Origin of the sequence: Gordonia sp. (in: high G+C Gram-positive bacteria), assembly GCF_047606305.1 — a bacterium.
Lineage (GTDB): Bacteria > Actinomycetota > Actinomycetes > Mycobacteriales > Mycobacteriaceae > Gordonia.
This window is the reverse complement of sequence record NZ_JASGER010000069.1, coordinates 34,517-45,668: the sequence shown is the minus strand read 5'-3', so window position 1 is coordinate 45,668 and position 11,152 is coordinate 34,517. Positions and strand designations below refer to the sequence as shown.

The window sequence follows — 11,152 nt, the reverse complement described above, 5'->3', positions numbered from 1 at the left end:
CGCCTCCCCGCGCCCCGCGACGCCGCGCCGGCATCGGCCGCCCCTGCGCGACCGGTGGCTGTTGCCGCGGATCGCCGCCGCGGTGCTGGGCGCACTGCTTGTCTTCCAGGGGGTGAGCAGTCTGACCTCCGGCGAGTGGATCGCCGGCAATCTGGGTGAGCCGTTCGCCCCGCACGCGGTCAGCGAGGGTGGGTTCGCGCTCATCGCCATCGGGTTCGTGGCATTGGTCGCCTCGCTCGACCGGCAGTGGGTCGTACTCGCCGTCGCCGCCGGGGTGCCGCTCGGCGTGATGCTCGGGGTCCACGGGATCAAGGAGGTGAACGTCTGGGCGTACGGCGCGGTGCTCCACCTGTTGGAAGGCCTGGTCGCCGTCGTCCTCCTGGTCTCCTTCGTCGTCGCATGGCGGGCCGGCCGCCGGCGAGGCAGGTAGTCATGGACGTCTTCGTCACCGGTGGGACCGGAGCGATCGGGCGCTACGCCGTCCCGGCGCTGATCGCCGCGGGCCACCGGGTCAGCGGGCTGGCGCGCAGTGACGCCGCTGCCGCCGCCCTGACCCTGGCCGGCGCCACCCCGGTGCGCGTGTCACTCTTCGACGTCGAGGCACTCACCTCGGCCTTCGCCGGGTGCGATGCCGTCGCGAACCTCGCGTCCGCTCTGCCCGCCACGGCGACGTTCGCCTTCCACTCCTCGTGGCGGGAGTGTTTGAAGATCCGCTCGGAGGGTTCGGCCGCGGTGGTCGACGCGGCGCTCGCCGCCGGTGTCCCGCGAGTCGTCCAAGAGTCGGTGGTGATGCTGTACGCCGACGGCGGGGACGACTGGCTCGACGAGTCGTCGCCGGTCGACGAGTACCCGATCTCGCGCGGGAATCACGCCGCCGAGGCCAGCGCCCGTCGATTCACCGAGTCCGGCGGCGTCGGCACCGTGCTGCGGTTCGGATTGTTCTACGGCGTCGGCGCCGCGCACAGCGAAGAGATCATGGCGATGGCACGCCGACACCTCGGGTTCGTCGCCGGTCGGTCGGACGCCTATCAGTCGTCGATCCACCTGGCCGATGCCGCCGACGCGGTGGTCGCGGCCCTCGGGGTTCCGGCGGGAACCTACAACGTCGTCGACGACGAACCGCTCACCAAGGCCGCCAATGCCGATGCGCTGGCCGCTGCGGTCGGTCGGCGCCGATGGGTCACCGGACCGGGCCGGGCCGCCGTCGCGCTCGGCGACCGCACGACCTCCCTCACCCGTTCGCTGCGCGTCAGCAACGAACGGTCCCGCACCGGTGCCGGGTGGTCGCCGCGATATGCGAGCGTCCGTGAGGGGTATGCCCAGATGGCTGCGGCGTCGCGCTAGGCGGGCCGTTACAGTTCGCGCCCGTCGCGACAAGAACGGGTGAATCGACACGGGAGGAACAATGCGCGCACTACACCGACTCTGGGGCTACCTGAGAGCCATGTCGCAGTCGAAGCGGAACCGGACCGACCTCTACGGTTGGCTGATCCGTCGGCCGCTCGTGCTGCTGGCGACCGGCGGCTACGAGATGTCGCTCATGTTCTCCAACCGGATGGATCCGCGGCTCAAGGAGCTGGCGCTGCTCAAGGCGGCCGGAATGGTCAGCTGCGAGTTCTGCCTCGACATCGGCTCGGCCCTGGCCCGCACCTCGGGGATCACCGAGCAGCAGATGCGCGACCTGCCCCGCTACGCCGACAGCGGTGCCTACACCGACATCGAGAAGCTGGTCCTGTCCTTCGCCGAGGCGATGACCGCGACACCGGCCGTCGGGGAGCACCTGACTGCGATCCGCGACGAGCTGTTGGCGCACTTCACCAAGGGGCAGGTCGCCGAACTGGCCGCCGAGATCGCGTGGGAGAACCAGCGCGCCCGGCTGAACCAGGCCCTCGGCGTGCGGCCCACCGGCATGTCCGACGGCGCCGCCTGCGCGTTGCCCGAGCAACCGGCCGCCTAGTTCTCCGGCTTGTCCTTGCCCAGCAGCCACATCGAGAAGTACTGCGAACCACCGCCGTAGGCGTGGCCGAAGGCCTTGCGGACGCCGTCGACCTGGTGGTCGCCGCCCTTGCCCATGACCTGGATGGCGGCCTCGGCACAGCGGATCATGCCCGAGGCGCCGATCGGGTTCGATGAGAGCACGCCGCCGGAGGCGTTGACCGGCAGTTTGCCGCCGATCTCGGTCTCGCCGGCCTCGGTGAGCTTCCAGCCCTCGTTCTCCGGCATGAAGCCCAGGTTCTCCAGCCACATCGGCTCGAACCAGGAGAACGGCACGTAGATCTCCGCGGCGTCGACCTCTTCGAGCGGGTTGGTGATGCCGGCGTCGCGCCACAGCGCCGCCGACGCATCACGGCCGGCCTGCGGGCTCACGACGTTGCGGTGCGAGTAGGCCAGCGGCTCGGTGCGCATCGCCGTCGCGTGGACCCACGCGACCGGGCGGCCCGCGGCGACGTTGTCGTCGGCCGCCGCCTCGTCGCCGATGACCACGGCACAGGCGCCGTCGGAGGACGGGCAGGTCTCGTCGAAGCGGATCGGGTCCCACAGCATCTGCGAGGCCATCACCTTCTCGACGGTGATGTCGGGCTGGTGCAGGTGCGCCAGAGGGTTCTTCGCGCCGTTGCGACGGTCCTTGGTGGCGACCATCGCACCGATGTGCTCGGGCGCCTTCGAATTGTGGATGTAGGCGCGCACGTGCGGGGCGAAGAAGCCGCCGGCACCGGCGCCGACCGGCATGGTGAACGGCACCGGGATCGACAGCGCCCACATGGCGTTCGACTCGGACTGCTTCTCCCACGAGACGGCCAGCACGCGGCGGTGCAGGCCCGACTTCACCAGCGAGGCGCCGACGATGGCCGTCGACGCGCCGACCGAGCCGGCGGTGTGCACGCGGATCATCTGCTTGCCGACGGCGCCGATCGCCTCGGCCATCGCGAGCTCCGGCATCATCGAGCCCTCGAAGAAGTCGGGGGCCTTGCCGATGACGATGGCGTCGATGTCGTCGATGCCGACGCCCGCATCCTCCAGCGCCCGGTCGATGGCCTCGCGGCACATGCCGGCCATCGTGACGTCGGTGCGCTTCGCCACGTACTTCGTCTGCCCGGTGCCCAGCACCGCGGCCCTGTTGCCCGCCATTACTTCTCGCCTCCGTTGAGGGTCACGACCATGTTCTGCTGCAGCAGCGGTCCGCTGGTCGCGTGCGCGACGGCGGTCTGCGCCTCGCCGGCCAGGATCGCATTGGCGGCGTAGCCGATCCGCTGCAGGCCCGCCGAGAAGAGGGCGTTGCCGCCCTGCACCCCGCCGGACGGGTTGATCTTCGTGTTCGCGCCGATGCCCAGCGCCTCGCGCACGATCAGCTCCTGGTGGGTGTACGGCGCGTGGATCTCGGCGACGTCGACGTCGCGCGACTGATCACCGAAGGCGGTGTCGGCGGCCAGCTTCGTCGACGGGGAGACCGTGAGGTCCCGGGCGCCGAAGTTGGGAGTGTCGATGCGGTGGTCCCAGCCGGTGATGAAGGCCGGGTTGTCGACCAGTTCGCGGGCGCGCTCCTCGGTGGCGAGGATGACCGCGGCCGCCGCATCGGCGTAGGGCGCGATGTCGTGGGCGCGCAGCGGGTCGGCGACGTAGTCGGCCGCCAACAGCTTGTCGACGGGCTCGCCGGTGAAGCGCGAGGCCACCTGCGCCATGTCGGACTCGGACCACGTGCCGGCGTCGAGCCCGGCACGGGCCTGGAGCCCGGCCAGGCCGTAGGCGGTCGGCCACAGCGGCGCGACGGTGTACGGGTCGGTCTGCAGTGACAGCGTCAGGTCGCTGTCCCCGGCCGACGCCTTGCCGAAGCCGTACGCCAGGGCCGTGTCGACCTCGCCGGAGGCGATCTTGATCCAGGCCTCGTACAGCGCCCAGGCGGCGTCCATCTCGACGTGCGACTCGTTGATCGGCGGCACGGCGCCGATCGAGTCGATGGCGGAGATGAACGAGAAGGCGCGGCCGGCCAGGTAGTCGGAGGAGCCGCTGCACCAGAAGCCGATGTCCGAGCGGGTGATCCCGAGCTCGCCGTAGAGCTTGTCGAAGCAGGGGATCAGCATCTCGACGCCGTTGGTGGTGCCGGTGGTCTCGGCGACGTTCGGGCTGTGCGCGAAACCGACGACGGCGATGCGGGGCAGGTCAGTACTGCTCATGATTGGTTTCTCCTTCGCCTAGAGGTGGTCTCGGTACGACTCGAAGTCGGCGTCCGGCTCACCGCTCGGCGCGAAGTGGCTGATGTTGCGCAACGTGTAGTCCCACTCCTCCTCGGGCCGCCACACGGCCTTGACCCGCATGCCCATGCGGACGTCCTCGGCCGGGCAATCGAGGATCAGGTGCAAGAACGGGATGTCGGCGCCGTCGAGCAGCACGTAGGCCGCGACGTACGGCGGCTTGATCTGCTGGCCCATGAACGGCACGTTGACGATGCAGAAGGTCGTGACGGTGCCGTGGTCGGACACCTCGACGCGATCGGTGGTGCGCGACCCGTCGGCCGGGCTGACCTGGCGCGGCGGGAAGTACACCTCGCCGGTGGTGACGCGACCGCCGAGCAGCTTGCCGGCCTTGAGGCCCTCGAGGTACCAGGTCTCCTCTTCGGTGGCGGCGTGCTGGATGGTCATCGAGATCGGCGTGGTGATGACGACGTTGCCGTCCTTCCCGACGATCTCGGTGTCGTCGGTGTTCGCCGGGGCCGGGTGCGCGGCACCGGCCAGCGTGAAGTGCGCGATGTCCTTGATCCAGCCGCGGCGGTCCGGGCGCCACACCGCGGCGACGCGGGCACCGGTCGACATCTGCGACGGGTCGTCGGCGTCGACGGCGTGCAGCAGCGCGGTGTCGGCGCCGTCGAGCGTGATCAGCGCCCAGGCGAACGGCTTGTCGAGGGGGTGGCCGTCGACCGGCTTGTGCTCCCACGACCAGGCGGTCACGGTGCCGACGGTCGCGACCTCCACCAGGTCGGTGGTCGGCGCACCGGTGGTGGCGTCGAATTCGACCGGCGGGACGCTGACACGGCCGTCGCTGCCCTTGGACCCGAGGATCTTGCCGTCGCGCAGGGCGAGGGCGAAGGGCGACAGGACCGGGCCGAGCGAACGGGTGTAGTCGAAGGAGTTCGTCAGCGGTGCGGACAGGATCTTTGTGGCCGGCGCGGGCACCTCCGCGACCGGGCTGGTGATCGGGCTTCTACTCACACCTCTACTAGAACACGTTCTAATTGTGTCGCGCAAGGACGAGCACAATGATTGTTTCCCACCAGGGGAACCTGTTCTAGGAACTATTGGTCGAAGTCCACCGACACCTGGTCGGTGATGGGCACCGCCTGGCAGGCCAGGGTCAGCCCCGCCCGCAGATCGGCGTCGACGAGGGTGTCGTTCTTGAGCATCTTCACCTCGCCGGCGGTCACCGTGCACGCGCACGAACTGCACTCGCCCTCACGGCAGGAGTAGGGCGCGTCGAAGCCCTGCGACAACAGCAGGTCCAGCAGTTTGGTCCGGCGCGGCCAGGCCAACTCGACGGTCCGCCCGTCGCGGGTGACGGTCACCGTCGCGGTGCTCTCGCCGTCGGCCGGGGGTGCGACGACGACGTCGGCGAAGGGGTCGCCCTCGAGCGAGCGGTACTTCTCGACGGTGATGTGCCCCTCGGGGATGCCCACCCGGCGCAGCGCCTCGTGCGCCAGCGCCATGAACGGGGCCGGACCGCAGACGAAGGCGTCGTAGGCGGAGAACAGCTCCAGCGACCTGGCGAGCGCGTCGGCGGTCGGCAGCCCCTGCTGGTCCTCGAACCAGTACTCGACGGCGAAGCGGGTGGGAAACTCGGCGAGCATCGCGGTCAACTCGCGACCGAAGATCGTCGACGGGCGGTCGCGGTTGGCGTACAGCAGGTACACCGTGCCGCTGCCGCCGATCAGGACGGACTTCGCGATCGACATGAGCGGGGTGATGCCGCTGCCGGCGCCGACGAGCAGGACGTCGTTGTCCAGGCCCGCGGGCGTGAACTGCCCCGACGGGGGCAAGACGGTCAGCGTCCGCCCTGGTCGTGCGTTGTCGCAGAGCCAGTTCGACGCGTAGCCGCCGTGGGTGCGCTTCACCGTGATCACCAGGTCGGTCTCGAAATGCGGCGAACTCGACAACGAATAGGAGCGCGCGGCGCCGGTCGGGCGCTCGGTCGGGATCTGGACGGTGAGGAATTGTCCGGGTCGATAGCGGAACCGGGACTCGGCGTGCTCGGGCACGTCCAGGACGATCGACACCGCCTCGGCGGTCTCGGCGACGACCTCGACGATCTCCAACTCGTGTGCGTGGTTGACGGGCGCGGCCGCGTCGCCCGGCGCCACCGGCGCCGCGTCGTGCTGGAGGGTCATCGGGTCAGCGGCGCCGATCGGCGTCGACCTTGGCGCGCAGCTCCGGCGGCAGCGTCCCGGACATCTTGTACAGCCGGGTGGTGACCGGCCCCTTGATCATCCCGGCGTCGTAGAGGAACTCCAGGAGCGGTCCGGCCATGAACTGTCCGGTCTCCTTGAACTGGGGCGAGCGGCGGGCGTCGATCATGCCGCGCACCGGACTCAGCCCGACCGCCCGGTACACGCGCGGGTCGATGATCTGCTCCTGGACGAAGTTCACCATCAGTGCGAAGGCCACCCGGTGTGCGGCGTTGGAGATCCGGCCGCGGGACTGGATCGACCGCACCAGTTCCTCGCGGGCATAGGTGATGTGCCGGGCCTCTTCCAGGATGTGGATCTTCATCAGCTGCCGGAAGTGGGGTTGGAGGGTCTCGTCCATCATCCCCTCGCGCTGGAGCCGGTCGAGCACCTCCTCGATGAGCAGCGTGCCGGCGTAGATGGACGGCCCCATCGGGACGAAGCCGACCAGCCGGAAGAACTTCAGCACGGCCTTCGGCTGCCGATAGGGGCGCAGACCGGTCTTGTTGATCAGGCGCCCGAACATCGTCGAGTGCCGCGTCTCCTCGGCGACCTCGGCGAGGGCGTAGCGGATGTGGTCGTCGACGAAACCGGGGTTGCGCAGGATCCCGCGCATCAGGTTGGTGGAGAGGGCGATCTCGGCGAAGATGCCGTAGGACAGGACGGCGACGGCCTCGTACATGGTGAGCAGCCGCTTCTGCTCGTCGGTCAGTTCGTCCCAGTGCTTGGTCCCGCGCAGCGTGAGCCGGTGAATCGGGATCCACGGGGCGCCGTCGACGAGGGGGGCGTCCCAGTCGATGTCGAGTTCGCCGTCATAGGAGCGATCGGCGGTGGAGCGGAGCAGGCGCTGGGCGGTCTTCTGCCGGTCGCCGACGTTGACGCTGGTGGTGCTGACCGCTCCCTTGTAGAGGCGCGGGGTCCCCGACGAACCCGCGGCACTCTCCGGCGCGGTGGAATCCGTTACTGTCATGATTCTCCCCTCTTGAACCAGAGGTATCGGCTACCGCTGGTACCAGTGTCCTGCGTCACAGTGCCCGATGTCAAGATCTGGGCCGTCGGATTCCGGCGCGGCGCAGCATCGACCGACTCACCGGATCGTGGAACAACCCGGCCTCGGACGCGAAGCGCACGGCGTCGGTGAACGCGGCGTCCATCCGGCGCCGGTGGGCCGGTGAGCGGCGCGCCTGCCGGACCGCGCGCGGCACCGGCAGCCCGACGTCGCGGTAGACGTCCGGATTGGCCATCAGTCTCGCGACGGTGGCCACGACGCCCGCCCCGGCGATGGACGCGGCGGCCCGTCGGGTGGCGCCGCGACCGGCGACCAGGGCGGCCAATTCCTCCTGTGCGAACCGCAGGTGCCGGCGGCTCGACATCAGGTGGATCGCGGTGATCTGCTCGACGTGCGGCTGGACGTCGCCGTCATGGGCCATCGTGATCAGCCCGGCGAGGGCGGCTTCCAGCATCAGCTTGACCGTTGCGGTCGTCGCGCCGTTGGGGATCAGCAGCGTGTACCGCTCCAGGCGCTTGGCGAACTTCTTGCGCGTGTACGGCGGCACGCCGGCCACGTCGATGAGTCGCCCGAACATCGTGATGTTGCGCGCGTGCGTGTCGACGCACTTGAGCATCCACCGCGCCCGGTCGTCGGCGAGCCCGCTGCGCTCGGCGACGTCGCGGAAAGTCAACATCGACAGCACCGTCTCGGCGTACACCGAGAGCGTCAACAGGTCGACCAGCTCCCGGCGGTCGAGGTCGGCGCGCTCGGCGGCCGACATGGCCTTCCACAGGTCCGTGGCGTGGAGGGTGACCATCTCCGGCGGCAGCCACGGTGTGTCCGGCGCGGGCGGGGCGTCCCAGTCGATGTCGAGCTCGCCGTCGTAGGAATCCTCGGCGGCCTCGAACAGGAAGCGCTGTGCGGTCGCCTGTCGGTCGACGATGGACCGTCGGCGCGAGACCGGGCCACCGTCGGTGGTCGTCGGTTCGAAGAATTCGGTGGCCATGGTCATCCCCTCGCCCGTGCGACGGTCCGCGCCGTGGTGGCCGGGGTGAAGACGAGCGCGTCGTCGGCGATCGGTCGCAGGCGCAGCGCCGCGTAATCGGCCAGGTAGTCGTGGCGGACCTTCCACACCCCATGGTCCCCCTGTTTGGGCAGCAGGTGTGCGGCCCGCAGCACATAGCCCGCCGTCAGGCTGCCGAACACGGTCTCGTCGGTCGCGCGGGCGCCGGTCGCCTCGGGCATGACCATGCCGTAGCCGTGGCGCTGCATGTGGGTGAGAAGTCGGCTCAGGTAGTGGGTGGCCAGTCCGACCTTGAGCGTCCAGGAGGCGTTCGTGTAGCCGAAGACGAACACCGCGTTCGGCACGCCCTCGAGCATGACCGCCTTGTAGGTGAGGCGGTCCGGGACGACGACCGGTTCCCCGTCGACGACGACGTCGATGCCGCCGTTGAACCGCACGTTCAGACCGGTGGCGGTGACGATGACGTCGGCGTCGATGTGCTCCCCGGAGGTCATCGTGACGCCCGTGGGGGTGAACGTGTCGATGGTCCCGGTGACGATCGAGGCGCTGCCCCGGTTGAGGGCCTTGAAGAGGTCGCCGTCGGGGACGACACACATCCGCTGGTCCCACGGCTTGTACGACGGGGTGAAGTGCTTGATGTCGATCTCCGGCCGCAGCCGCCCCGCGACGACCTTCGTCAGCAGGCGCTTGGTGGTGCGGGGGAAGGTGCGCATGGCGCTGAACCCGATGCGCCCGCCGACGGTCGCCAGTGCGCGCACGCCGGCGAACACCGGCTTCTCCGGCAGCAGCCGCAGGGCCGCCGTCGCGACCTTGTTCTCGGCGGGCAGCGGGACGATGTAGGTGGGGGAGCGCTGGATCATCGTGATGTGCGCGGCCTCGTCGGCCATGCTGGGCACCAGCGTCACAGCGGTCGCGCCGCTGCCGATCACCGCGACCCGCTTGCCGCGGTAGTCCAGATCCTCGGGCCAGTGCTGTGGGTGGACGATCGTGCCGGTGAACGCGGACTCGTTCGGGAAGTCGGGCCGGTAGCCGTGGTCGTAGTCGTAGTAGCCGGTGCACCCGACGACGAACTTCGCGACGTACGCGCGCGTGGTCCCGTCGTCGGTGTCGGCGGTGAGGGTCCAGCGCTGCTCGACGCTGCTCCACGACGCCAGCGAAACGGTCACGCCGAAGTCGATCCGCTCGTCGACGCCGTGGTCGCGGGCGGTCTTCTCCACGTACTCGCGGATCGACGGGCCGTCGGCGAGGACCTTGGCCTGGGTCCACGGTGCGAAGTCGAAGCCGAAGGTGAACATGTCCGAGTCCGAGCGGATGCCCGGGTAGCGGAACAGGTCCCAGGTGCCGCCGACGCGGGCGCGGCGCTCGAGGATGCGGACGTCGAGTTCGGGGTGCATCTGGGCGAGCCGGCAGGCCGCGCCGATCCCGGAAATCCCCGCGCCGATGACGAGTACGTCGACCTCGACCTGTTCGACCGTCACTGTTACCTCCGGTATCCGATACCGTCAGTATGCCCAACAGGCCGTGCCGGGGAAGTGCTTTCAGGGATTCCCCCCATGATCCATACTGGTGGCCCGACGTTCTCGCGCGACGGGAGGGGGAGTGATGGCGGACGCACGCACCGAGCGGTGGGCCGAGCACCGCAAGAAGATGCGCCGAACACTGGTCGACGCGACGATCCGTGCCATCGACGACCAGGGCCCGCACGTCAGCATGCGGGAGATCGCGGCCGAGGCGAAGATCCCCAAGCCGACGCTCTACCGCTTCTTCACCGACAAGTGGGAACTGGTCAACGCGATCAACGACCGCGTGATGGACACCCTCACCGAGCGGATCGTCACCGGGCCCCAACTCACCGCCGGCACGTTGGGCGAGCTCGTCCGCGAGGGGATCGCCGGATACGCGGAGTTCGTCAGCGACCACCCGAACGTCTTCCGCTTCCTGCAGCTCAACTTCTCCGGGGCGAGCGGCGGTGCCGGTTCGCCGGGGGTGCACGCGATCGAGACCGCCCGCACGATGGCCGAGGACATCTCGAGCGTGCTGTCCGCGCTGGTGCCCGGTGGGACGGGCGAGCCGGGCGGCCACGAGCTCGACGCCGCGGCCGCGATGATCATGGGTGCGGTCGTGTTCGCCGCCGACGGATGGGTCGGCGACGACGGTCCGACCGAGAGCCCGGAGAGCTTCGTCGAGCGCATCGACCCCTACATCCGTGCGCTGCTGCAGGTCGCCGCCGCGAAGAACGGCGGCGCCGAGCTGGACTTCGACGCGTCGATCGCCGACAACCTCGCGGCGGTCTACGCGAGCTGATCAGCCCTCGCCCTCGCCCTCGACCTCGGCCAGCTCGGTCGGCACGTGGTAGGGCGGGGTGCTCTTGCCCATGATGCGGAAGCGGTTCCACGGGTCGGGGTCGCCAATCACCGCCGGGCGCGCGCTGTGGTCGGTCCGCACGGTGATGGTGGTGCGCTGGGCGTCGCCGAGGATCTCGCTGAGCCTCTCGTTCGGCGCCACCCGGCCGATCCAGCGGAACACCCCGTCGATCGGCTCGCGGTAGCCCCGCATCTCGACCTGCACCGGGATCTCGGTGCCGCGCACGATGATCGTCGCGTCGCCGATGAAGTCCGATCCCTCGTGCGGGCTGTGGGTGAAGACGCTGTTCATGCTACCGATGGTATGCGATACTTTCGGTCCTGATCGGCGCATCACCGAAGCG

The 11,152-nt window shown here is 69.6% G+C and carries 11 protein-coding genes and 1 pseudogene; 4 read left to right on the top strand and 8 right to left on the bottom strand.

Annotation, left to right across the window (positions count from 1 at the left end):
- From QM634_RS11070 to QM634_RS11060, 3 genes and pseudogenes are all read left to right on the top strand, one after another.
- Positions 1-430 (top strand): annotated as a pseudogene (locus QM634_RS11070) (hypothetical protein); the annotation flags it as partial.
- A 2-nt stretch (positions 431-432) separates the two neighbouring features.
- Positions 433-1,344 carry an NAD-dependent epimerase/dehydratase family protein gene (locus QM634_RS11065; RefSeq protein WP_415042838.1) on the top strand — a complete coding sequence of 304 codons (912 nt, stop codon included), beginning with the start codon at positions 433-435 and terminating at the stop codon, positions 1,342-1,344.
- A gap of 61 nt (positions 1,345-1,405) precedes the next feature.
- Positions 1,406-1,957: a carboxymuconolactone decarboxylase family protein gene (locus QM634_RS11060; protein ID WP_415042837.1), complete on the top strand. Its 552-nt coding sequence runs from the start codon at positions 1,406-1,408 to the stop codon at positions 1,955-1,957.
- On the opposite strand, the gene QM634_RS11055 is transcribed toward QM634_RS11060, so the two are convergent.
- From QM634_RS11055 to QM634_RS11025, 7 genes are all read right to left on the bottom strand, one after another.
- Positions 1,954-3,129 (bottom strand): thiolase domain-containing protein, encoded by a 1,176-nt coding sequence (locus tag QM634_RS11055; RefSeq protein ID WP_415042836.1) that lies wholly within the window; start codon positions 3,127-3,129, stop codon positions 1,954-1,956. The genes QM634_RS11060 and QM634_RS11055 overlap by 4 nt on opposite strands.
- The gene (locus QM634_RS11050) at positions 3,129-4,172 is read right to left on the bottom strand and encodes a thiolase domain-containing protein (protein ID WP_415042835.1); all 1,044 of its coding nucleotides are present in this window, start codon (positions 4,170-4,172) and stop codon (positions 3,129-3,131) included. Before QM634_RS11050 ends, QM634_RS11055 begins: the two co-directional genes overlap by 1 nt.
- An 18-nt stretch (positions 4,173-4,190) precedes the next feature.
- On the bottom strand, positions 4,191-5,204 hold the full coding sequence (locus QM634_RS11045; protein WP_415042834.1) for a Zn-ribbon domain-containing OB-fold protein: 1,014 nt from the start codon (positions 5,202-5,204) through the stop codon (positions 4,191-4,193).
- A gap of 83 nt (positions 5,205-5,287) precedes the next feature.
- Positions 5,288-6,373, bottom strand: coding sequence for a 2Fe-2S iron-sulfur cluster-binding protein (locus tag QM634_RS11040; protein ID WP_415042833.1), 1,086 nt, complete (start codon positions 6,371-6,373; stop codon positions 5,288-5,290).
- A gap of 4 nt (positions 6,374-6,377) precedes the next feature.
- Entirely contained in the window at positions 6,378-7,400 is a 1,023-nt protein-coding gene (locus QM634_RS11035; RefSeq protein ID WP_415042832.1) for an AurF N-oxygenase family protein, read from the bottom strand.
- 70 nt (positions 7,401-7,470) lie between these two features.
- The gene (locus QM634_RS11030; RefSeq protein ID WP_415042831.1) at positions 7,471-8,427 is read right to left on the bottom strand and encodes a diiron oxygenase; all 957 of its coding nucleotides are present in this window, start codon (positions 8,425-8,427) and stop codon (positions 7,471-7,473) included.
- Between the two features lie 2 nt (positions 8,428-8,429).
- A complete protein-coding gene (locus QM634_RS11025; RefSeq protein WP_415042830.1) occupies positions 8,430-9,923 on the bottom strand; it encodes a flavin-containing monooxygenase in 1,494 nt (497 codons plus the stop codon).
- Positions 9,924-10,047: 124 nt separating this feature from the next.
- On the opposite strand from QM634_RS11025, the gene QM634_RS11020 reads away from it, so the two are divergent.
- Positions 10,048-10,749, top strand: a complete 702-nt coding sequence (locus QM634_RS11020; RefSeq protein ID WP_415042829.1) for a TetR/AcrR family transcriptional regulator — start codon at positions 10,048-10,050, stop codon at positions 10,747-10,749.
- Here the strand turns inward: QM634_RS11020 and QM634_RS11015 are convergent, their stop codons facing one another.
- A complete protein-coding gene (locus tag QM634_RS11015; protein ID WP_415042828.1) occupies positions 10,750-11,100 on the bottom strand; it encodes a DUF4873 domain-containing protein in 351 nt (116 codons plus the stop codon). It abuts the gene before it with no gap.
- Positions 11,101-11,152 lie beyond the last annotated feature (52 nt).